The sequence below is a fragment of the Celeribacter naphthalenivorans genome, assembly GCF_020524585.1.
GTDB classification, from domain to species: Bacteria; Pseudomonadota; Alphaproteobacteria; order Rhodobacterales; family Rhodobacteraceae; genus Celeribacter; species Celeribacter naphthalenivorans.
Genome location: NZ_JAIVLK010000002.1, coordinates 386490 through 408668 on the forward strand (window position 1 = coordinate 386490; position 22179 = coordinate 408668).

The 22179-nt window shown below is 61.1% G+C and carries 25 protein-coding genes; 16 read left to right on the forward strand and 9 right to left on the reverse strand.

The annotated features are described in order from the left end of the window. Positions 1-29 precede the first annotated feature (29 nt). The 3 genes from hflX to LC094_RS05465 are packed head-to-tail and all read left to right on the forward strand — an operon-like array spanning position 30 to position 2139. The gene (hflX, locus tag LC094_RS05455) at positions 30-1325 is read left to right on the forward strand and encodes a GTPase HflX (protein ID WP_226550743.1); all 1296 of its coding nucleotides are present in this window, start codon (positions 30-32) and stop codon (positions 1323-1325) included. Position 1326: 1 nt separating this feature from the next. Further along, positions 1327-1695: a hypothetical protein gene (locus tag LC094_RS05460; protein ID WP_226550744.1), complete on the forward strand. Its 369-nt coding sequence runs from the start codon at positions 1327-1329 to the stop codon at positions 1693-1695. 9 nt (positions 1696-1704) lie between these two features. Further along, entirely contained in the window at positions 1705-2139 is a 435-nt protein-coding gene (locus tag LC094_RS05465; protein WP_226550745.1) for a hypothetical protein, read from the forward strand. A gap of 7 nt (positions 2140-2146) precedes the next feature. Here the strand turns inward: LC094_RS05465 and LC094_RS05470 are convergent, their stop codons facing one another. Both LC094_RS05470 and LC094_RS05475 read right to left on the reverse strand, forming a co-directional pair. After that, positions 2147-2692, reverse strand: coding sequence for a sugar O-acetyltransferase (locus tag LC094_RS05470; RefSeq protein ID WP_226550746.1), 546 nt, complete (start codon positions 2690-2692; stop codon positions 2147-2149). Next, on the reverse strand, positions 2689-5148 hold the full coding sequence (locus LC094_RS05475; protein WP_226550747.1) for a penicillin acylase family protein: 2460 nt from the start codon (positions 5146-5148) through the stop codon (positions 2689-2691). The genes LC094_RS05470 and LC094_RS05475 overlap by 4 nt, the downstream gene beginning before the upstream one ends. A gap of 104 nt (positions 5149-5252) precedes the next feature. Between LC094_RS05475 and LC094_RS05480 the strand changes: the two genes are divergently transcribed. From LC094_RS05480 to LC094_RS05495, 4 genes are all read left to right on the forward strand, one after another. After that, positions 5253-6137: an NAD(P)-dependent oxidoreductase gene (locus tag LC094_RS05480; protein WP_226550748.1), complete on the forward strand. Its 885-nt coding sequence runs from the start codon at positions 5253-5255 to the stop codon at positions 6135-6137. A gap of 150 nt (positions 6138-6287) precedes the next feature. Further along, positions 6288-7004 (forward strand): RlmE family RNA methyltransferase, encoded by a 717-nt coding sequence (locus tag LC094_RS05485; RefSeq protein WP_226550750.1) that lies wholly within the window; start codon positions 6288-6290, stop codon positions 7002-7004. A 12-nt stretch (positions 7005-7016) separates the two neighbouring features. Continuing rightward, entirely contained in the window at positions 7017-8078 is a 1062-nt protein-coding gene (locus LC094_RS05490; RefSeq protein WP_226550751.1) for a hypothetical protein, read from the forward strand. 113 nt (positions 8079-8191) lie between these two features. After that, complete coding sequence (locus LC094_RS05495) at positions 8192-8671, forward strand: RrF2 family transcriptional regulator (protein WP_226550752.1); 480 nt, start codon at positions 8192-8194, stop codon at positions 8669-8671. A gap of 2 nt (positions 8672-8673) precedes the next feature. On the opposite strand, the gene LC094_RS05500 is transcribed toward LC094_RS05495, so the two are convergent. From LC094_RS05500 to LC094_RS05510, 3 genes are all read right to left on the reverse strand, one after another. Then, positions 8674-9924, reverse strand: coding sequence for an MFS transporter (locus LC094_RS05500; RefSeq protein ID WP_226550753.1), 1251 nt, complete (start codon positions 9922-9924; stop codon positions 8674-8676). Positions 9925-10121: 197 nt separating this feature from the next. Further along, a complete protein-coding gene (locus tag LC094_RS05505) occupies positions 10122-10775 on the reverse strand; it encodes a hypothetical protein (RefSeq protein ID WP_226550754.1) in 654 nt (217 codons plus the stop codon). A gap of 127 nt (positions 10776-10902) precedes the next feature. After that, the gene (locus LC094_RS05510) at positions 10903-11895 is read right to left on the reverse strand and encodes an alpha/beta hydrolase (protein WP_226550755.1); all 993 of its coding nucleotides are present in this window, start codon (positions 11893-11895) and stop codon (positions 10903-10905) included. An 88-nt stretch (positions 11896-11983) separates the two neighbouring features. Here LC094_RS05510 and LC094_RS05515 point away from each other — a divergent pair, with 88 nt between their 5' ends. Further along, on the forward strand, positions 11984-12595 hold the full coding sequence (locus LC094_RS05515) for a GNAT family N-acetyltransferase (protein WP_226550756.1): 612 nt from the start codon (positions 11984-11986) through the stop codon (positions 12593-12595). Between the two features lie 104 nt (positions 12596-12699). Beyond that, the gene (locus LC094_RS05520) at positions 12700-13539 is read left to right on the forward strand and encodes a fumarylacetoacetate hydrolase family protein (protein ID WP_226550757.1); all 840 of its coding nucleotides are present in this window, start codon (positions 12700-12702) and stop codon (positions 13537-13539) included. Here the strand turns inward: LC094_RS05520 and LC094_RS05525 are convergent. The 4 genes from LC094_RS05525 to LC094_RS05540 form a co-directional block, all read right to left on the reverse strand. Then, positions 13536-13946, reverse strand: coding sequence for a hypothetical protein (locus LC094_RS05525; RefSeq protein WP_226550759.1), 411 nt, complete (start codon positions 13944-13946; stop codon positions 13536-13538). The two genes, LC094_RS05520 and LC094_RS05525, sit on opposite strands and share 4 nt — an antisense overlap. Before the next feature lie 72 nt (positions 13947-14018). Next, positions 14019-14660, reverse strand: coding sequence for a cob(I)yrinic acid a,c-diamide adenosyltransferase (gene cobO, locus LC094_RS05530; protein WP_226550760.1), 642 nt, complete (start codon positions 14658-14660; stop codon positions 14019-14021). An 87-nt stretch (positions 14661-14747) separates the two neighbouring features. Continuing rightward, positions 14748-15200 carry a cyclophilin-like fold protein gene (locus LC094_RS05535; protein ID WP_226550761.1) on the reverse strand — a complete coding sequence of 151 codons (453 nt, stop codon included), beginning with the start codon at positions 15198-15200 and terminating at the stop codon, positions 14748-14750. A 60-nt stretch (positions 15201-15260) separates the two neighbouring features. After that, entirely contained in the window at positions 15261-16463 is a 1203-nt protein-coding gene (locus LC094_RS05540; protein ID WP_226550762.1) for an NAD(P)-dependent alcohol dehydrogenase, read from the reverse strand. 199 nt (positions 16464-16662) lie between these two features. On the opposite strand from LC094_RS05540, the gene LC094_RS05545 reads away from it, so the two are divergent. The 7 genes from LC094_RS05545 (at position 16663) to LC094_RS05575 (ending at position 22165) form a co-directional block, all read left to right on the forward strand. Continuing rightward, the gene (locus LC094_RS05545) at positions 16663-17115 is read left to right on the forward strand and encodes a (R)-mandelonitrile lyase (RefSeq protein WP_226550763.1); all 453 of its coding nucleotides are present in this window, start codon (positions 16663-16665) and stop codon (positions 17113-17115) included. Next, complete coding sequence (locus tag LC094_RS05550; protein ID WP_226550764.1) at positions 17105-18142, forward strand: PQQ-dependent sugar dehydrogenase; 1038 nt, start codon at positions 17105-17107, stop codon at positions 18140-18142. The genes LC094_RS05545 and LC094_RS05550 overlap by 11 nt, the downstream gene beginning before the upstream one ends. 104 nt (positions 18143-18246) lie before the next feature. Continuing rightward, entirely contained in the window at positions 18247-19149 is a 903-nt protein-coding gene (locus LC094_RS05555; protein ID WP_226550765.1) for a LysR family transcriptional regulator, read from the forward strand. Positions 19150-19254: 105 nt separating this feature from the next. Then, positions 19255-20028: a carboxymuconolactone decarboxylase family protein gene (locus tag LC094_RS05560; protein ID WP_226550767.1), complete on the forward strand. Its 774-nt coding sequence runs from the start codon at positions 19255-19257 to the stop codon at positions 20026-20028. A 19-nt stretch (positions 20029-20047) separates the two neighbouring features. After that, complete coding sequence (locus LC094_RS05565; protein WP_226550768.1) at positions 20048-20686, forward strand: NADPH-dependent F420 reductase; 639 nt, start codon at positions 20048-20050, stop codon at positions 20684-20686. Between the two features lie 28 nt (positions 20687-20714). Then, complete coding sequence (locus tag LC094_RS05570; RefSeq protein WP_226550769.1) at positions 20715-21110, forward strand: (R)-mandelonitrile lyase; 396 nt, start codon at positions 20715-20717, stop codon at positions 21108-21110. A 194-nt stretch (positions 21111-21304) separates the two neighbouring features. Beyond that, positions 21305-22165: an aldo/keto reductase gene (locus LC094_RS05575; protein WP_226550770.1), complete on the forward strand. Its 861-nt coding sequence runs from the start codon at positions 21305-21307 to the stop codon at positions 22163-22165. Positions 22166-22179: the final 14 nt, after the last annotated feature.

Consider the following 22179-nt stretch of genomic DNA (forward strand, 5'->3'; position numbering starts at 1 on the left):
CGTTTTAGACCCTATCAAAGGAGCGGCATTTGGCCGAACTTTACGAACATGAGGTGAAGCAGACCCGTGCCTGGGTGCTTCATCCCGACATCACCTCCGACCGCAATCGCCGCGAACCGCAGGCGGGGTTGGAGGAAGCCGTGGCGCTGGCCGCCGCACTCCCTGACCTCGAAGTGGTCGGCTCCGAGATTGTGCGCCTGCCGAAAATTCAGCCCGGCCATCTTTTCGGCTCCGGCAAGATCGAAGAGCTGAAACAGCGCATGAAGGCCGCCGAGGTCGAGCTTGTGCTGATCGACGGCCCGGTGACCCCGGTGCAGCAGCGCAATTTGGAAAAGGAATGGAAGGTCAAACTTCTCGACCGGACCGGCCTTATCCTCGAAATCTTCTCCGACCGCGCGCGCACCCGCGAGGGCGTGTTGCAGGTCGAAATGGCCGCGCTCAGCTATCAGCGCACGCGATTGGTCCGCGCCTGGACCCACCTTGAGCGGCAACGCGGCGGGTTGGGCTTTGTCGGCGGCCCCGGCGAGACCCAGATCGAGGCCGACCGTCGCGCCATCGACGAACAGCTCGTGCGTCTGCGCCGGCAGTTGGAGAAAGTGGTGAAAACCCGCGAGCTGCACCGGGCTTCGCGCGCGAAAGTGCCGTTCCCGATCGTGGCGCTGGTGGGCTACACCAACGCTGGCAAGTCGACGTTCTTCAACACGGTCACCGGCGCCGATGTCTTTGCGAAAGACATGCTCTTTGCGACGCTCGACCCGACCATGCGCCAGCTTGTGATCGAAAACGCCCACGGGGGCGACCGAGAGATCATCCTGTCCGACACGGTGGGCTTTATTTCCAACCTGCCGACGCAACTCGTGGCCTCCTTCCGCGCGACGCTCGAAGAGGTGCTGGACGCCGATCTCATCCTGCATGTGCGCGACATCGCCGCCGAGGAGACCGAGGAACAGAAAGACGACGTGCTGAAAATCCTGTCCGATCTGGGCATCAAGGAAGACGCGCCGATGTTCGAGGTCTGGAACAAGATCGACCTTCTGGACCCGGAGGCCCATGCCGCCCGGATGGAGCGTGCGGGGCAGGAAGAGGGCATTTTCGCGATCTCCGCCGTCACGGGCGAGGGCGTGCCGGAGCTTTTGTCGGCGATTTCGGAGTTTTTCGAAGAAGACAAGATTGAACGCGATCTCGTCCTGCCCTATTCCGAAGGCAAGAAACGGGCCTGGCTCTTTGAAGAGGGCGTGGTCTTGGGCGAGGAGATGGCCGAGGATGGCTATCAGCTCAAGGTGCTTTGGACCCCGCGTCAGGAAAAGCAATTTCGGGAGATGTGAGATGAGCAAAGAGCAGGCAGCCAAGACAAAGACCAAACCGGACGCCAAGGCCCCCGGCGAGGGCAAGCCTCAAAGACATCTGTTCATGATGCTGTTTGAGGCCACGGCCGGCGCCAAAACCGGCCTGCGTCTGGGCGGGCGTCACGCGATCATGGTCTTCATGGTGGCGGGCGAACAAAAGCTCGCGATTGCCAAGGGCTTTAAGGCGCTTGAGGCCACTGGCTGGTCCAGCATGGAGATGAAAAAGGGTCTGGACCTCACCGGGCGCCCGCGTCTCAAAGACAAGGCACTCGATGCCTCGGCGCGGAAAGCCATGCAAAAGGGCGCGGCGTTCTTGGTCTATAAGGATGAGATCAAAGGGCAGGCGTGAGGCCTTTCCATGCATGTCTTTTACGAAGACATTTTGAGCCGCATTTTTGAGCCGGTGCTTTGGTTCGACGAGAATGCGGTTCCGCGCTATTCTGACTTTTCACCTGACCGGGTTGCCAACATTTATGCGCAGGAAGTCGTGTTGCTTTTGATCCGATGCCAAGCCTGTTGTAGGGAGTTCCGCGTCGCGCTGTCTTCGTCTGAAATAAAGCCAGTTTTAGCATCAAAGATTGAAGCTCAGGCATTGCGCTTTGGCGATCCGCCAAATGTTCAATGCTGTCCCACTGGACCGACAATGAATTCCATTTCGGTGCGGGTTTTGGAATACTGGTTCAAACAACAGATCCATGGAAGGCTTGGACCGGAGGTCGGGCTTGATGCATGGGCTGCACAAAGTGAATTTGCGCGAGGTTCAGAGTACGAGCGCGTATTTTCGTCGCATTAAGGGCTTCTTAAATCCCCCGCGCCGGATTCCCCACGACCCGCGTGCCCGGGGCCACATCCTTGGTCACCACAGAGCCAGCCCCCACGATGGCGCCATCGCCAATCGTGACCCCCGGCAAGATGATCGCAGCGCCGCCGATCCAGACATCCCGGCCAATCGTGACGGGCAGGGCGCGTTCGATGAGTTGCCCGCGCAGCACGGGATCGCGGTGGTGATCGGCGCAGTAGATTTGCGTGCGCGGCTCGATCATCGTGTTCTCCCCGATCTCGACCCGCGCGCTGTCCAGCACGACACAGCCGACATTCAGAAAGGCACCGTCGCCCAGAAACAGGTTCTCGCCATACAAGAGGTGAAACTGCCCCTCAATCCGGGCGGTCTCGGGCGCGGCACCCAGCAAAGCGCGCAGCTCAGGGTGGATGTCACCGCGCTCTGAGGGCAGCGCCATGTTGTGGCGGTGCACGGCGTCAAAGACCTTTGTCCGGCGCGCATCTATGTCGGGGTCCATGCAGCAATACCACTCGCCCGCGCGCATTTTATCCCACTCAGAGCTCATTCCTCTGGCACCAGATGGGTGATACCGACGCCGGCGGCGCGCGCGAGTTCCGGGTCGAGGCTCATCGGTACATATTCGCCGCGCCGCCACAGCTCGCCCAGATCGTCATAGTGCCGGCTCAAAGGATGGCCGGACTGGCCGGTGGCGGTGATGAAGACCGAACTGTCGGGATCGGCGAAGTCATAGACGCCACGGTACGCCGCGCCATGGACGTTGGCAAAGGGCGCCGCCCCATCGCCCGCCGTCACGCCGCGCATCAGCGTGTTGTCGCCGCCGGAGGTCGACTGCCGGATGTTCACCACCCATTTCAGCAAAGGCACATCGCCCAGCACCGGGTGATCGTGTTGCGCCATATGAGCGTCGCCCCAGCGCAGGCTCTCAAGGTTCGTGGAATAGTGCTCACCAATCCACAACAGCGCATCGTCGAGAGATTGCCGCGCGATGTCGGTACAGGTCTCCACCGGCGCCGATTGGATCACATCGCACCAAGCCGAGGCACCGCCGATGTCGCGGTAGACGCGCTCGATAAAGATCGGATCGACATGGGTGAACTCGTGGGCCAGCGGCCCGATCTCGTCGCGGATCAGACGATCCTGAAGCGCACGCATCCAGGCGTAGTAAATCAGCGGCTCCGGCAGATGTTCGTTCATCTCGCCATTCCACTCGGCCAAAAGCGTGAGCGCGCGTTGGCGTTGGCGCTCGGTCGTGCCTTCGGGTGCGGCCTCGCCGGTGAACCACAGATCGGCACCGACCAGCGGCAAGAGGTTGCGCGCGGCGGGGGAAACCACGTCGTTTTGCACCTCGATGAAACTGTCACGGGTGTGGACCTCACGCGATTGCATCAGGCGCTGCCAACGCTGGATGCGCTGGGTGTCGCCCCAATGGTAGGACAGGTGATCGGGAAAGGGCGCATCGACGGTCTTGTTGTTGGTGTTGCCGATGATGCCGTCGCGTGCGGCGGTAAAGAGCGGCAGATCGTCGAAATCGCGCCAACCCTGCCAACGGTCGGCCTCAAGCCACCCGGGCGAGGGGATGCGGCCCTTGGATTGATGCAGCGGATCGCGCAGCGGCGCGCGGCCGATGACCTTCATCTGCACCCGGTCGGGGTCTGCCATGGCGAGGTTCAGCGCGGGGGCGGCAAAGTCACGCGCGGCGACCATGGCCTGCGTCAACGTCGTCGCATGGTTGAGCGCAATCACCGCCGACATGGACCGGTCATCGGGCACAAGCGCGGTCCAGGCCACAGAGACCAGATGCCCCGGCGGGGTGATTGTATCGACGTCAAAAGCGGTGCTGGGCAGGATCGGGCCATTCTCGGACCACTCCAGCGTCAAGGTGACGGGATCGGCGTCCTTGATCTGGACAATCGAGGGGCGGCTGCGCAGCGGTTTATAGCCGTCAGGCGTCAGAACCTCGCCCGGCGCATCGGGGTTTTGCTTTTCGATATAGAGATCGGCGTCGTCCAAATAGGCCGCCGTGATGCCCCAGCCGAAACTCTCATGTCGGCCCGAAACAATCGCGGGGATGCCCGGCACGGAGGCGCCGATCACACCGCCGGTGCTGAGTTGCAGCCGCGCCAGATACCAGGCGCCGGGGGCGGAGAAATTCAGATGCGGGTCATTGGCCAAAAGCGTGGCACCGGTGGCCGAACGCCCCGGTCCTGCGGCCCAGACGTTGGAGGCACCCGCAAGGCCGGATTTCGGGAAAGGCGAGAGGGCATATTGCGTGCCGGAGGGGGCCAAGCCCGGCTGCGCCTCGGGGAAAAGTGCGGCGTAAGAGGGCAAAAGCCCAAGCCCCGTGCCCGGCGCGTCCGGCATCAGATCGCGCAGGCGCTCTTGCGGCAACAAGAGAGAGGCGCGGGCGCGCAGCACTTCGTTCGGGATTTGATCCGAAAGCTGCACGGCCACGAGTTTCAGGATCGCGATGGAATCGGCGGGTTGCCAATAGGCGATCTCCGAGGGGAAGAGAAAGAACTCCGGCGCGCCGCGTCCCAGTGCGCCTTCGTTCACCTCTTTGATCCAGGCGTTCACCCCGCGCGCATAGGCCTCGAGCGCGGCGGTGGCTTCGGGGCTTTGCACCTGTGCGGATTGCCGCGCGGCCTCGTAAAGGCCGAGACGCCGCATCAGCTCGTCGGTCTTCAAAGTGCGCTCGCCGAACATCTCCGACAACCGGCCCTGCGCTGTGCGTCGCAGAAGCATCATCTGGAACAAGCGGTCCTGCGCATGCGCAAACCCCAGCCCGTAATAGACATCCTCATCTGTGGCGCCGAAAATATGCGGCACATTGGCGTTGTCGCGCGCGATCTCCACCGGCGCGCTGATGTCCGCCACCTCAAAATCCGCGTTGTAGTCGGGCAGGGAGCGCGCGGCGAGCCAATAGGTCAGCCAGATCGCCAGAACGGTCAAAAGAACAAGACCTGATACGATCTTGAGCAGCAAAGAGAAAATCCGGGCCATGAGGTGGACGGTCCTGTCATATGTGCGCGAATGCATGTTGACGCCGCGCCGCGAGCGGCTACGGTTTCGGCCGTTAAACCACATCGACGCGCGAGGGAAAAGCCATGGTGAAAACGGGCGTGAACGCTGCATTTTTGGGTCTTGGGGTCATGGGATACCCGATGGCGGGGCATCTCGCCGCGATAGGCCATGCGGTGACGGTCTACAACCGCACCAGTGCGAAAGCCGAAAGCTGGGCCAAAGAGCACGATGGCGGCTTTGCTAAAACCCCGCGCGAGGCGGCAGAGGGCGCGGATTTTGTGATGGCCTGTGTCGGCAATGACGACGACCTTCGCTCCGTCTGCCTCGGCCCCGACGGGGCGTTTGCGGGCATGAAACCCGGCGCGATCTTTGTCGATCACACCACAGTGTCGGCTAAAGTGACCCGTGAGCTGGCCGCACACGCCGCAGAGGCCGGGATCGGCTATGTCGACGCGCCGGTGTCCGGCGGGCAGGCGGGCGCCGAGAATGGTGTACTCTCCGTCATGTGCGGCGGCGCGGAGGGGGATTACGCCAAGGCCGAGCCGGTGATGGCCGCTTACGGCAAGATCGTCAAACGACTGGGCGAGGTCGGCATGGGCCAGACCGCCAAGATGTGCAACCAAATCTGCATCGCGGGGCTGGTGCAGGGGCTCTCCGAGGCGCTGTTGCTCGCCGAAAAATCCGGCCTCGATGGTGAGGCGCTGGTCGATGTGATCTCCGGTGGCGCTGCGGGAAGCTGGCAAATGGTCAACCGCCACAAGACGATGCTTGCAGGACAGTACGAGCATGGCTTTGCCGTCGACTGGATGCGCAAGGACTTGGCGATCTGTCTCGAGGCGGGCGAGGACACCGGCACGCCCTTGCCGGTCACGGCGCTGGTCGATCAGTTTTACAAGGATGTGCAAACCATGGGCGGCGGGCGTTGGGACACCTCGAGCCTCATGGCGCGGCTCAAGGCTTTTGGCTGAGCTGTGAGTGAGTATTTTCGGCAGCAAAGGAAACAGCGCCCGAAAAGAGCGGGGTGAGGTTTCCTTTGCTGTCTAAATACTCATGCGGCTCTTTCCCTGAGCGCGTCGGCTCTGTTATAAGGCCTTTCGATCAAAAGGACGCGGAAACTCATGGCCGACAAAAAGAAAACCGGGGCAACCTCAGGACGCGGCGCGCGGGATTTGCGCGTCAAGGTGAAGTCTGCGCGCGGGCGCAAGCTGTCTTCGACGCTATGGTTGGAGCGTCAGCTCAACGATCCCTATGTCAAACGTGCGCGTGACGAGGGCTACCGGGGGCGTGCGGCCTTCAAGATCATGGAGATCGACGACAAGTTCCGCTTTCTCGTGCCCGGCGCGCGGGTGGTCGATCTGGGCTGTGCGCCCGGCGGCTGGTGTCAGGTGGCGGTCAAGCGTGTGAACGCTTTGGGCGAGAAGTCCGGCAAGAAGATCGGCACCATTCTGGGCGTCGATTTGCAGGAGGTCGAACCGATCCCCGGCACAGAGATTCACCAGCTCGATTTCATGTCCGACGATGCCGACCAGAAGGTGAAGGATTGGCTGGGCGGCGAGGCGGATGTGGTGATGTCGGACATGGCGGCGGCGTCCTCGGGGCACAAGCAGACGGACCACCTGCGGATCATCGCGCTCTGCGAGGCGGCGGCCTATCTGGCCTTTGATGTGCTTTCTCCGGGCGGCACCTTTGTGGCCAAGGTTCTGGCCGGCGGCGCCGAGGGAGAGTTGCAGCATTTGCTCAAGCAGAAGTTCGAGAAGGTGCAGCATTTCAAGCCGCCCTCGTCGCGCTCTGACAGCTCCGAGAAATTCGTCGTCGCGACAGGGTTCCGTGGTTAGGGTTTGGGGCTGATGGAGCTGCGGCTGTGTTGCGGGGCGCTTGCGCTTAGGTTTGACGCCTCTGTCGGCAATATCCGAAGCTACACCGTTCAGGATCGCGAGGTGTTCCACACGGCGCATTGGGTCGGTACGCCTTTGGCGGCTGAGGCTCTGAGCGTGGTGGACGCGCATCTGGCGGGGGATTTTCTGGCCGCGCCCTTTGGCGGTTCTGATGTCGTACAAGATCCGCCCCATGGCTGGACGGCCAATTCGGCGTGGCATTTGATGTCTCGCTCTGAGACTGACGCTCATGCCCATATGAAGCTCGCGCTGGAGCGTCCGGTGATGGGGGCGCAGATCACCAAGGAGATTACGCTCCGTGCCGATCAGCCGGCGCTCTATCAGCGGCATGAGATCGCGGGCGGTGAGGGCGGTTTGACCTTTGCGCATCATCCGATGATCCGCGTCTCTCCCGGAGATCACATCGCGACCTCTCCGAAACGCGTGGCGCTGACCTCGGGGGTGCCTTTGGAGGAGGCGCATATTCTGGCCTATCCGGGGCGCAGTACCGATCTGACGCAATTCCCCGCGCGGGATGGGGGCAGGGTGGATTTGAGCCACTATCCGCATCAGACGGGGCACGAGGATTTCGTGACGCTGGTTGAAAAGGACGTGGAGGGGCTCGGTTGGACCGCCGTGTCGCGGGCCCGGGAGCGCGACATCGTGGTGTTCGTCAAAGACAGCCGTGTCATGCCCGTCACCATGCTCTGGATGTCGAACGGCGGGCGCGATTATGCGCCTTGGGACGGGCGGCATGACGGCGTTTTGGGTGTCGAGGATGGCTGTGCGGCGGGAGCTGAGGGGCACAGGGCGGCGCTTGGCGACAATGCCGTGGCGCGGGAGGGCGTGCGCACCGTGCTCGCGCTGGACGAGGGGCGCAAACATGTGCTCTGCCATGCCACGGTGGTGCTCGATCAGCCGGAGGGTTGGACGGGTGTTGCGGGTATCCGTTTCGAAGATCACGCCATGATCGTCGCGGGGCAAAACGGCAAAACTCTGCGCGTGCCCTTCGAGGCCTCTCATTTCTCTATCTGAAATATACCTTTCTGATCCAGATCAAAGTCACAGTATTTTGACGCCAAGTAATGTGGCTGAAACCTGCGTGCGCCCCTTGTCCAAACCCAAGCCAGAGATGGAGACCGCCAACCATGCGTTTGACGATCCGAACCAACCTCGCCATGCGTGTGCTCATGGCCTGTGCTGTGAACGAAGGCCATATGGTGCGCCGTGCGGGCATTGCCAAGGCGGCCAATGCCTCGGAAAACCATCTGGCGCAGGTGGTGCATCTTTTGGCGAATGAGGGCTATATCGAGACCACGCGCGGCCGTGCGGGCGGGATCGTTTTGGCGCGCAATCCTGACGAAATCACCATCGGCGAGGTGTTTCGGCATTTCGAGGCGCATGTGCCCTTTGCCGAATGTTTCGCGGCGCAGGACAACACCTGTCCGCTGCAGGCCGTGTGTCGTTTGCGTTTGGCGCTGACGGCGGCTCTGGAGGCGTTTTACGGCGTGCTTGACGATATGACGCTGGCCGATTTGGTGGCGGACAATGCGGGGCTTGAGGCGCTGTTGAACCTGCCGCAGCCGGATATGATGATGCCGCAAGAGGGCTGCATGGCACGCGGCTGACCCTAGGACCCGCCGCCTTTGAGGTGCGGTTGTTCCGGTTCCTTGAGCGCGAGGATCAAGAGCGCGGCCAACCCCAAGCAAATCGGCACGGCAGAGAGCGCCAGCGCGTGATTGCCGCCCGTGAGGTCCAAAAGCCAGCCAACCAGTGGCTGAAACACCAAAGCCGCGCCGATCCCGATCATGTTCACGAAGGCGGTGACGGTGCCGACCGCGCTTTGGTCCTGGCCCTCTTTCGCCATGGCGAAGGTCAGCATCTGTGCGCCGCAAAACAGCCCGCCGAAGAAGAGCGCGGCGGAGATCAGCACCATGTTGCTGCTGCCCCCCAAAATGACCCAGCCCCAGAACAGTGTGGCCGCCACGGCGCCCGTGAAGACGATCCATTTGCGATGGCCCAAGGCGTCAGAGACGGCGCCCCACAGCACCGATCCTGCCGCCATGCCCCAAAACATCATAGAGACGGCGGTCTCGGCGGAGACGGCAGAGAGAGCGTGATCGGCGATCAGCTCTTCGTTGCCCCAAAGCCCGCCATAGACGTTGATCGGCATGTAGATCAGCGCGCCCACGAGGGACAAAAGCCAGACCTGCGGGCTTTTGATCACCTGACCCAAGGGGCCGATCGGATTTGTGTGCGTGTCCGTGTCGCCCGCAGACGGCGCTTCGCGGTAGAAAAACAGCGCCAGAACGAAAAGCGCGCCGCCGGTGATCCCGATGCCGATGAAAGACGGGCGCCAGCCTGCGGTCTCGGTCAGGGATGTGAGCCAGATGACACCAATCGCTGTGCCCAACATGCCGACCGCATTGACGAGGCCTGACAGAAGCGCAAAGCGCGCGGGCGCGAACCAGTGGTTCACCACATAGAGCGCGCCGACAAAGGCGAAAGACGCGCCAAACCCGGTCATCAACCGCCCGACGGAGGCGATCACCACATTGGGCGCGAGACCGATGAGGGCAATCCCTCCGGCGCAAAGCGCGATGGCCGGCACCACAAACCGCCGCGCCCCCCAACGGTCGAGCAACAGTCCGACCACGATCTGCATGGGCGCATAAACCCAGAAAAACAGAGAGGAAAACACGCCGAGACCGGCCTTGGTCAGATCAAGATCCTGCGTGATCGCCGTGGTCGCGGTGGAGGGCGCGATGCGGGAGATGAATTCGAAGAGGAAAAACAGCGTCGCCAGCGCAAAGGCCGCGGGGGCTTTCCAGCTTGTGCTCCGTCCTGTGCTCTGTCTTGTGATCCGTGGTGTGTCGGTCATGCGCGCGTCTCCCTGTGTCGCGCATGTGTTTGGGATATTGTGCGGAGGCTCGCAAGGGGAGGCTCTTGTCATTTGCGGCGAAGGTCTGATTCGAGGCCAAGGTGTTCAATTTCTGCAATGCAATTAAAGTCTGCTTTTGAGAAGCACGATATCACGCTCACATAAACCGGCTCAAATCTGTGCCATGAGTAGCAGAGTTAAACGGGTAATAGGAGATATTCTACGAAGTCTTCTGTAAACTCAAATCGGTCGACATCGTTGTATGTAGTTTCAATGATCGCATCATAATTTTGCATCACCTTCAGCATAGGCTTCAAGTTGTCGTGGTCTTCAAAAAGGTATGCGAAAATGCGGTTCTGCGGGTCCCTATTGTATGACCCATTCTTGGAGCCAATAATGAATTCACGCACAAAAGGTGCGCCAGTTAAATCTTCTCGCATCTCTGCTAAAAGACTTGGCATCTTGTCTTCAAGCTTCTGAAAGCTTCGAGATATTACAATTGCAAATCCGCGAATACCTAAATACGCGCGCATCTCAGCGAGAGTTTTCCACTCTCTAAGCTGATCAATGGAATGACTGGTGATATCTACGTCAACCAACCTGCTACAGGTCTGACAGAGCCAAATACCATTTTCGGCGGCGGCTCGTTCTTCGGGCGTCAAAGTGGGATCATACCTTGGCCCGCCTTCGGCAGCGGCAGTAATGTGTGCGGCAACACCAATGCTAGCGCTTTCGTCGGCTCCGTCCGGTCCAATCGTCGGACGCAAACAGGTTTGATTTGAACAACGATATCCTGCACGTTGCGCAATTGTTCTTATTACGGGAGCTCTAAAATCATCGCGGTTTGCCATATGTAATACAATACTACATCAGATGTCTCTTGAAAAGCGGACACCGTCTGGAACTATACAAACGGCAGCTCCGTCCGCATACCAGTCTCCCCCAACGCGCGTGAAACCATCTCCAAACTTCGCCTCGTTACCTTTCCCCCAGATACACCATCCCCTCAATCCATGTGAACATCGTGTTCAGCGCATCGGATGCGTAGGCGTTTCGGCCTTCGAGCAAAAACCTGACGACCGCAACGCGTGACCACTCCTCGGTCAATTGCCAGTTATACTCCGGGGCCTTCAAAAGCCCGTGCGTTGCATTGGGAAAAACAATGATGCGGGCGGGGATGCGGCTGTGGTCGGGGCGGTTGTCGAGAGTTTCATGGAAAATCTCGGGGTTTCGGGTGGGGTCGACATTCAAATCCTCCGCGCCCCAGAGCGCCAGCAGGGGGATGTCCAGCTCAGACAAGGCCTGTCGCGCGTCTGCGCCTCGGTTCAGGTGGATGAACTGCCAGCGGTCCGGGGACATGCCGTCAGGTCTGTCTTCGGGCGTCGCGTTGGGGCCAAAGAGCCGGTCGTCTTCGATCTCTTGCGCGGCGAGCGTGGCTTTGATGACCTCTGCGTCAGTGCCTTCGCGGGTCAGGCGCACGGCGGTGTAATAGTCGCCCTGATCCTGCCAGGAGACCGCCGCACCGACGGTCACCAGAAAATCCGCATCAGTACGCGTCAGGCCGGGGAGGACCCAGCCCGCTTGAGAAAAGCCGAGGGCGCCGACTGGGGTGTCTTCGAACCGCTCTTTGAGAACTGCGAGAACCGCGCGGGTCTCTGCTGTGCGATCCGACATGGTTTGCCGCAACCAGTTGCCCTCGCTTTGGCCAACGCCCGGCTTGTCCCAGGACGCGATGGCGAAACCCCGGTCGAGAAAGGCATTGATCAGAGGCGCGTAGCCGCCCGAGGACGTCCGGTCTTGTGCGCCATCGCCATGCACGAGCGCCACCACCGCGGTCGGGGCCTCGTCAGGCAGCCAGATCGTTCCGGCGATGCGCGCGCCCGAGACCGTGACAAAGAGCGTCTCGCTGGGGCGGCGCTCCAGATCGTGATCGCCCAGCCGCCACATCACGACGCACACTAATAAGGCCACAACCCCGGCCGCCCCAAAAAACCATCGCTTCATTTGAAATCAGTTGTCTTTGTCACCATCTACGCTCTGTACCTATGGAGTGCGTTTAATGAGTACAATATTCCAAATCGAGCCCTTCACCGTGGAGCAGGGGGTTCAGCCGCAGCATCTTGCGCAGGCGGCGCAGGGATATTGGCGCGCCTTCTCGCGCAAGCTGCGCTATCCTCTGGGGCCGGAGAAAAAGGCCGTCGCCTTTCTTGAGAGCGTCATGGACCCGACCCACGCGATTTCTGCGGTGTCGAAAGACGGGGCGTTTCTCGGCATGGCGGGGTTCAAATCGCCTCAGGGCGCGCTGGTCGGTGGGAATATGCGGGATATGGCGCGCGTCTATGGCTGGCTCGGCGGCAGTGTTCGGGGCGCCTTGATCCAAGCCCTGGAGCGCAGATGCGACGATGATACGCTCTTGATGGACGGGATTTTCGTGGAACCGGAGGCGCGGGGCCAAGGTGTCGGCACCGCGCTTTTGAACGCGATAGAGGTCCATTGTGCCCGTCAGGGGCTGCGCCAGATCAGGCTCGATGTCATCGACACCAACCCACGGGCGCGGGCGCTTTACGAACGGTTGGGATTTGCGGAGCGCTCTGTCTTGTCGCTGGGTCCATTGCGGTCTGTCTTTGGCTTTTCGTCAGCCACCGAGATGACGAAAAGCCTCATTCGCTAAGGGGCTTTGGGGCGCTTTGGCGATGGTCAAAACGCCTGTGCAGGATTTTTGCTTTACCTTTTCGGCGGAAAAGCCATCCTCAGCGCAACTGGAGGAGACCCCCAATGAAATTCACACGTTTTGGCCCCAAAGGGGCGGAAAAGCCCGGTTTGATCGACGCCAAGGGCCGTTTGCGCGATTTGTCGGATCATTTGGACGACATGTCGGGCGATGTTTTGACGCGGCTCAGTGAGTTCAATCGGCTCGACATCGAGACGCTGCCCTTGATCACCGAAGAGGTGCGTTTGGGGCCCTGTGTCGGCGGCACGGGCAAATTCATCTGCATCGGGCTGAATTTCGCGGATCATGCCGAGGAGAGCGGCATGGACCTGCCGAAAGAACCGGTGATTTTCGCGAAATACACCTCTGCGATCTGTGGGCCGAACGATCCGATCCTGATCCCGCGCGGCGCGGAAAAGGTCGATTGGGAGGTCGAACTGGGTCTCGTGATTGGCAAGCCTGCGAAATATGTCACTGAGGACAAGGCGTTGGAGCATCTGGCGGGCTATTGCCTCGTGAACGACGTCTCCGAGCGCGGCTTTCAACTGGAACGCGCGGGGCAATGGTCAAAGGGCAAGTCGTCGGACAATTTCGGCCCCGTCGGTCCGTGGCTGGCGACGCCTGACGAGATCAAAGACCCGGAGGCTTTGGCGATGTGGTGTGACGTGAATGGCGAACGCATGCAGGACGGGTCGACGGCGACGATGATCTTCAAACCGGCCTTCCTGATTTCCTACCTGTCGCAGTTCTTCACGCTCCATCCGGGTGACATCATCTCGACCGGCACGCCCGCCGGTGTCGGCATGGGCAAGTCGCCGCAGCAGTATCTCAAGGACGGCGATGTGGTCGAGCTGGGCATCGAGGGCCTCGGCGCCCAGCGTCAGGTTTGCGTGGCGGACGTTTAGGGGCTTGGCTGAAGCTGCAGGTTGCCGATTGAGAATTGGCAACTTGCGCCGTGGTGATAGGTGCAGCCGGGGCCTTGATCGAGATCGAAACTGCCCCTTGTGGCGCTCTGGGCGTTGGGCCTGAGCGCGATCAGGCATTGGGTCGTGTCATACTCGTCATCCATGATGACATAATTCCCGAGCTGATCCTGCATCAGAGTGCCGGTCATTTGGCCAAGACAGTTATGGGTGCCGACGGTCAATAGGACCCGGTTGCCCGTCAGTTGAAAGCTGACGCGATAGCCGTCGCTGCCCGCCCGATAGGTGCCGGAGTAGAGCTGGAGCGGTGGCTCCTGTGCCGACAGGGGCTGGCCGGCAAGGGGCAGGCTGACAAGAGCGAGGCAAAGGGCTTTGAACAGGTCGGTCATGCGTAAAATCCATTGAAGATGCAGATCAATGGAGAAAGCTTACGGCAAAACCGCGCGGCTTCGATCAGAAAATCAAAGCTCCACGCCCTTTTGCGCCTTCACCCCGTCTTTGAACGGATGTTTGACCAGCGTCATCTCGGTCACCAGATCGGCGGCTTCGATCAGCTCGGGCTTGGCGTTGCGGCCGGTGAGGCAGACGTGGGTCATCGGCGGCTTTTGCGTCAACAGGAAATCGACCACCTCGTCGATGTCGAGGTAATCGTAGCGCAGCGCGATGTTGATCTCGTCCAGAAGCACGAATTGGATCTCCGGGTCGAGGATCTGTTCCTTGGCGATGCGCCAGCCGTTTTGCGCCGCCGCCACATCGCGGTCACGGTCTTGGGTTTCCCAGGTAAAACCCTCGCCGGAGACGAAAAACCGCACTTCGTCGGAGAACCGCTCGCGCAGGAGGGTCTTTTCGCCGGTCTCCCAGCTGCCTTTGATGAATTGCACCACGGCGGCGGGCATACCGTGCCCGATGCAGCGCATGATCATGCCGAACCCCGACGAGGATTTGCCCTTGCCACTGCCGGTATGCACCATGATGAGACCTTTTTCCTCGGTCTTCGTCGCCATGATCTTGTCCCGCGCGGCTTTGATCTTGCGCATTTTTGCGTTGTGGCGGGCCGTGATGTCGTCTGGGGTGGGGGCGTCGGGCGTGGGTGCATCGGTCATGGCGTTTCCTGACAGTTTTTGTTTCTGCCGGGAAACTGGCAGTCAAAGCGCGGGCTGTAAACAGGGAAAGCTGAGGACGGCGTGGCCTTAGTCCGCGATTTCGATCCGCACAGAGGTCTCGCCCGCGTCGACCAGAGGCGCAAGAGAGCCATCGAAAGCGCCGAGACGCACAAGGCCGTTCGATTTCTGGAAGGGTTTGTAAAAGATCGCAAGATTGCCCCAGGGCGCATAGAGCGTGATGTCGCCGGTCTCGGGTTTATAGGCCCGAGGCGCGTCGGTGGTGTCGAGTTTGCGTGGCAGGTCGGCGATCTTCTCAATGCCGTGGTAATCTGTGAGGTCTAGGTCGAGCGGCAGCAGGGCGGCGAAATCCCGACCGGCGGGGGTGTCGTCGAGCGTGGCGGTGAGAACCTCTGCGCCGAAGGTGAACTGGATTTTCGTCATTGGGCTGTCTTTCTGGGGTGTCGTCGCGGAAGTGTCCGCGAAAGCCGGAGCGGTCAGGGCAAGGCCCAGCAGCGCGGTGCGGAGGATGGGGGCGAACATCTCTTTGGCTCCGTAAGGGGGATCAGGACGGGGGCTAGGACCCGTCCCGACAGAATGGCATCAGGCCGCGGTCATGTCGATGACATAGCGGTAGCGCGCCTGTTTGTTGACGACCTTTTCACAGGCCGCGCCGATCTGATCCGGGGTGATCATCTCGTAAGACGCGGCCACGCCATGGTCGGCGGCAAAGTCGATCACGGCTTGGGTTTCCGCGATGCCCCCGGTCATGGAGCCCGCAAGGCTCTGGCGGTTGAAGGCCATCATCATGCCCTGAGCGCCCTGAACCTCGAAGAGCGCGCCGACATTGACCAGCGTTTTGTCGAGTTTCAGCATGTTGAGGAAGGGCTGCATGTCATAGGCCACGGGGACTGTGGAGATCATCAGATCAAAGCTCATCGCCTGTTGCGCAAGCGCCTCTTCGTCGGACCAGAGATAGGCTTCGGTGGCGCCAAAGGCCTTGGCATCGGCGAGTTTGTCCTCGGAGGTGGTAAAGACCACGACCTCGGCGCCTTTCGCAACGGCGAGTTTGACGGCGAGGTGGCCCAGACCGCCCATACCGATCACGCCGTACCGCTGACCCGGTTTCAGATCCCAGTGGTTGATCGGCGAAAAGGTGGTGATGCCCGCACAGAGGAGCGGCGCAAAGCCCGCAAGGTCCACCCCCGGCGGGATGCGCAGGGCGAACTCTTCTTTGACGACGATCTTCTTGGAATAACCGCCATAGGTCACACCGCCGGAGATTTTATCCTCGGAGCCATAGGTGAAGGTCGTGCCGTTGAGACAGTTCTGTTCCCGGTCGGCCATGCAGTTGGCACAGTCTCCGCAGCTGTCGACCATGGTGCCGACACCGGCGAAATCTCCCTCGCGGAATTTGATGACATCTGCGCCCACGGCGACCACACGGCCGACCATTTCGTGGCCCGGCACCAGCGGATAGACCGCAGGACCCCAGTCGCCTTTGTAGGTGTGAATGTCGGAGTGACAGATCGAGCTGTACATGATCTCGACCACCACGTCTTTCGGCCCGGCGGCGCGGCGCGTGATGGTGTGGGGGGCAAAGGAGCCCTCGGTGTCGAAGGCGGCCCAGGACTGTACTTGGCTTTCCGCAAGCGCATTGGCGTCTTGCGCCTGAGCGGTCCCGACAAAACCGGTCGCAGCCAGAGGGGCGGCCACAGCGGCGGCGGCACTGGCGGTCAGAAAGCCACGACGGCTCTCGCCTTCACGGGTCAGAAATTCGGGGGAGGAGTTACAGGCGTCACACATGATCTCTTTGGCGTCCTTTTGTGGGAAGGGGGCAAACATATGCAGAGAGGATGACGCAAAACGGGGCGAGGATAATCGCCAATCCATGCAAGCCATTCATGAGAGGTCATCATGAATGCGTTGAGAGAAGGGACCATGATCCGAGAGGGGGCGCGACCTAAGTTGTCTGCAACATGTATCAAACGAGAGAGGACTACCTATGAAACTCGCACTTGGCCTGACGCTGGCCCTGACCCCCGCCGCACTCTTTGCTCAATCCGTCGAAATCTCCCACCATCACGAACGCCCCGGTCAGATCGGCAGCGACGAGACCTTTACCGGCACCGCCTATGTCGCACCGGTCTTCGCACCCGAGATGCATGACGTGAGCGCCGGTGAAGTGACCTTTCTGCCGGGGGCGCGCTCCGCGTGGCACACGCATCCGGCAGGTCAGATGTTGGTGATCACCCACGGGACGGGCTGGACCCAAGAACGCGGGCAGGAGAAACAGATCATCACCGCAGGCGATGTGGTCTGGTGTCCGCCGGGGGTTGAGCATTGGCATGGTGCCACCGACAGCACCTCTGTGACGCATTACGCCATTCAGGCCAGCGTGGAAGGCTCCGCCGTGGAATGGGGCGAGAAAGTCACGGATGCCGAATATGGCGAGTAAGCTGAGGCCCGCGCTGGGGCTGGCCTTGGTGTTCAGCTCTGGCGTGACAGCTGCGGCAATGGCACAGGGGATGACGCCGGGGGAGGCCGTCTTGGACGGTCTCGACTACCCGTGGGACATCGAGGCGCTGGGCGATGTGATCTATGTGACCGAGAAGGCGGGCAGTTTGGGTCTGTTCGACGGGGAGGGCTTTACGCGTTTGCCCGTCGAGACCTCTGTGCCGATCCTCAATCATCGTGGCGGGGGGCTTTTGGGCCTCGCGCTGCGTCCTGATTTTGCCGAGACCAACCGCGCGGTGCTCTATCATCACGCGGGGACACCGGAGGCGCGGTACAATCGGGTGATCGAGGTTGAGAGAGACGGGGAGCGCTGGCGTGAGACCCGTGTGCTCTTGGACAATATCCCCGGCCATCCGCTTTACAACGGCGGGCGCGTGGCCTTTGGGCCGGACGGGATGCTTTATGTCACCACCGGTTGGGTCGAAAACCGCGCGCTGCCGCAGGATGTGGAGAGCCTTGCGGGCAAAATCCTGCGCCTGACGCCCGACGGCGCGGTGCCGGGGGACAATCCTTTTCCCGGCTCGCCTGTCTACTCCTTGGGGCATCGCAACCCGCAGGGGATCACTTGGGACGCGTCGGGACAGATGTTTGCCGCAGAGCACGGGCAATCCGGTCACGACGAGGTCAATCGCATCGTCGCGGGGGGCAATTACGGCTGGCCCGTGATCCAAGGCGATGAAACCCGTGAGGGGATGCTGGCGCCTTTTGCGCACTCCGGTCGTAGCACCTGGGCGCCTTCCGGGCTGACGTCTTCGGGGCAGGGGCTTTTGCTCGCTGGGCTTCGGGCAGGTGCTGTGCTTGGTCTCTCCGAGACGGGGGAGGTCACAGAGGCCTATGGGGCCTATGGCGCAGGCGAGCGTCTGCGCGATGTGCTGGTTGTGGGCGATGAGGTCTATGCCATCACCACCAATCGCTCGCCGCGCCGTGATGGTGCCTCGGAGGATCGGCTCGTGCGGCTCGCGCCATAACGATCCCGTTATGAGCCACGCATAATCCGTCGACTTTATGAGTCTGAAACATATATCATGAGGGAACCCGTTAGATGATCACCTCCCAACCCCCGGCTTCCCTCATGATACGCGAGAATATCAACGACCTCATCGCCTTTGCCGCCGTGGCCGAAGAGCGCAGCTTTACCAAAGCGGCGGCCCGGCTCAACGTGTCGCAATCGGCGCTGAGCCATACCATCAAGGGGCTGGAAAAGCGCCTTGGCTTGCGGCTTTTGACCCGCACGACGCGCACGGTGGCGCCGACGCTGGAGGGCGAGGATCTTTTGGCCACCCTCAACCCCTGTTTCGAGAAGATCGAGAACCGGTTGCAGGCGCTCAACGATGCGCATGACACGCCCACCGGCACCGTGCGGATCGTCGCCGTGGAATATGCCATCGAGAGCATTCTTTGGCCGAAACTCTCACCCGTGCTCAAGCAATATCCGTCGGTCAATGTCGAGTTCGTCATGGATTACGGCTATACCGATCTGGCCGCCTCGCAATGTGATGCGGGCGTGCGTTACGGCGATCAGGTCAGCGACGGCATGATCGCGATGCGGATCGGGCCGGACGAGCGGATGATCTGTGTCGGCGCGCCGGAGTATTTCGAGGCGCTGGGCGCGCCGGAGGTGCCGCAGGATCTGGTGGATCACCGCTGTATCAACCTGCGGCTTTCGACCCATGGCGCGCTTTATGCTTGGGAATTCGAGGATAAGGACGGGCAGGAGATCAACGTCAAGGTCAAGGGGCAGGCCTGTTTCAACACCGTCAACCCGGTGCTTCAGGCGGCGATTGACGGGCATGGGCTGGCGCTTGTGCCCGAACGTCTCGCGCAGCCGCATCTCGAGCGTGGCGCGCTCAAGATGTGCCTCGATGACTATTGCCCGTATTTCCCCGGATTTCACCTCTATTATCCCAGTCGCCAGCGGCCGTCCTCGGCCTTCACGGTGGTCTTGGAGGCGCTTCGGGAGCGGGGGGCATCGTAGGTTTGACTGGGATTGATGAAATCGGTTCATGAGTGGGGTGATGCTGAGCGGCATTAACCGCGCCGCCCTGCGCCCCATATGTCTGGAAACACAACAGGAGTTCCCATGACGTTTTCGAAAAAGACCCCGATTGCCGCTTCCGCCTTCGCTCTGGTGACCAGTGCCGCCCTCGCGCAGGATGTGCGCGACACCGTGCCCTCGTCGCTCGCCCAAGTTGCTCCGGCGCTTGAGGCCTACACCTCTGAGACCATCCTCGGTTCCGAGTGGGAAAGCGAGGCGATGTCCGTGCGCGACCGTGCGCTCGTGACCTTTGCTGCCCTGATGACGCGCCATGAGACCGAAAACCTCGCAAGTTATGTGACGCTGGCGCTGGACGCTGGTGTGACGCCTGCGGAACTCTCCGAGACCATCACCCATCTGGCCTTCTACACCGGTCTTGGCAACGCCACCGCCGCCGCCGAAGTTGCGGCCCCCGTGTTCGAGGCCCGTGGCATCACGCCCGATAGCCTGCCCGGCGCGGAGGTTGAATTCCTGCCGCTGAACCAAGAGGCCGAGGACGCGCGCGAAGAGCTTGTCAGCGGCAATTTCAGCAATGTCAGCATCGGCGTGGTGGACAACACCCGCGACGTGCTGTTCCGCGATCTCTGGCTCCGTCCGGACCTCGCACCGCGTGACCGCAGCCTCGTTACTGTCGCCGCTCTCATCGCCGCCGGTCAGCCGGAACAGATGACATTCCACCTCAACCGTGCCATGGACAATGGTTTGACCCAAGAGGAAGCCGGGGCCATGCTGTCGCATCTCGCTTTCTATGCGGGCTGGCCGAAGGTCTTTTCGGCCCTGCCGGTGGCGAAAGCCGTGTTCGAGAGCCGCGCAGAGTAAAGAACAGGGAGAGTTTGGCATGAAAATCGGCATTCTGGGATCGGGTCTCATGGGCGGCAAACTGGGCCGCATCTGGGCCGAGGCGGGTCATGACGTGACCTTTTCCTACGCCAGGGATCATGCCAAGCTCGACCGGCTCGCAAACGCGGTTGGCGCCTCATCGGGCAGCGTGGCCGAGGCCGTCGAAGGTGCAGATGCGGTGCTTTTGGCGGTGCATTGGTCCCGCCGCGCCGATGTCTTGGAACAGGCGGGCGATCTGGCGGGCAAGGTTGTGCTGAACTGCTCTTTGCCTTTGAACGACAGCAACACCGCGCTGGTCGTTGGCACCACCTCCTCTGGCGCAGAAGAGCTTGCGAGGTTGCGGCCTCATGCCCGCTGGGTGTCCTGTTTCAACACCAACCCGTCGGAGAGCTTTTATCCGGTCTTTGCCCAAAAGGGGCAGGGACCAGCCCCGCAGGTCATGACCTATGGCGACGACAAGAGCGCCAAGGAGACTGCATTCGGGTTGATCCGCGACGTCGGGTTCGAGCCCTTGGACTGCGGCGGCCTGCACAACGCCCGCTTCATCGAACCCTTCGCCATGGCGACCGTGGAATTGGCCTATGTTCAACCCGGCGGCCCGGCGCTGACCTATCGTTTTGACAAATTGCGCGGCTGAGCCCCGCGTTTCTGAAAGGAGTATCCCCATGAAAATCATCCGTTCCGGCAGCAATCCCTCCATGCCTGGTCCCGAAGATTGGTTCACCGGCACCGTGCGTGTCGATCCGATGTTCCAAGCCGAAGACCCGGGCCGCGTCGGTGGCTCGCATGTGACCTTCGAGCCGGGCGCGCGCACCGCATGGCACACCCACCCCGCAGGTCAGACCATCATCATCACCTTTGGCCGTGGTCGCGTTCAACGCGAAGGCGGCCCGGTCGAAGAGGTGAGCGCAGGCGATGTCGTCTGGTTCCCGGCCGGCGAGAAACATTGGCACGGGGCCGCGCCCGAGAATGCCATGAGCCACTATGCGATCCAAGAGACCGTGGATGGCTCCGCCGTGACCTGGATGGAGAAGGTCGCGGACGACGATTACAACGGCTGATCTCTGATCTGAGCTCAATAGGGTCACTCATGATTTCTCGTCATGAGTGGCATCTATTTTGCCCGGATTATCATAGCTCACGCTTTGACCTAGATTGAGCCAAGACAGAGGTCTCCTGCTTCGGTTGGGGGCCGCGCCGTTCCCTTGGCGCCTTTGTTGCGCAAACGGCGAAACGCAAAAGAAAGGAAGATCCAATGATCCTTCAAGAGACATTCACTCTCTCCAATGGCGTCGAAGTTCCGAAACTCGGCCTCGGCACCTGGATGATCGACGATGACAAAGTGGCCGAGTCCGTAAAGGCCGCCGTCAAACTCGGCTACCGCCACATCGACACCGCGCAGGCCTATGGCAACGAACGCGGCGTCGGCGAAGGCCTGCGCGATTGCGGCGTGGCCCGCGAAGAGCTGTTCCTGCAAACCAAACTGGACGCAGGCATCAAGGATTATGAAGGCGCAAAAGCCGCCATCCAAGGCTCGCTCGATCTTTTGGGCGTCGACTACATCGACCTGATGATCATTCACAGCCCGACGCCTTGGGACAAATTCGGTGGCGAAGACCGCTATTTCGAAGGCAACCTCGCCGCCTGGACCGCACTGGAAGAGGCCTACAAAGAGGGCAAAATCCGTGCGATCGGCGTGTCCAACCACGAGAAGGCCGATCTCGACAACCTGATCGACAACGGTACCGTGGCACCGATGGTGAACCAGATCCTCGCCCACATCACCAACACGCCTTTTGAGCTGATCGACTATTGCCAGAGCAAAAACATCCTAGTTGAAGCCTATTCCCCGATGGGCCACGGCGAGCTGATGAAAAACACCGAAGTGCAGGCCATGGCCGACACATACGGTGTGAGCCTGCCGCAGTTGGCGATCCGCTATTGCTTGCAACTGGATCTACTGCCGCTGCCGAAAACCGCGACGCCTGCCCACATGGAAAGCAACGCCGCCGTCGATTTCGAAATCTCCGCCGAGGACATGGATGCCCTCAAAGCCATGGAGAAAATCAAGGACTACGGCGACGCCAGCATGTTCCCGGTCTACAGCGGCGTGTGATCTTCTGGATCGCT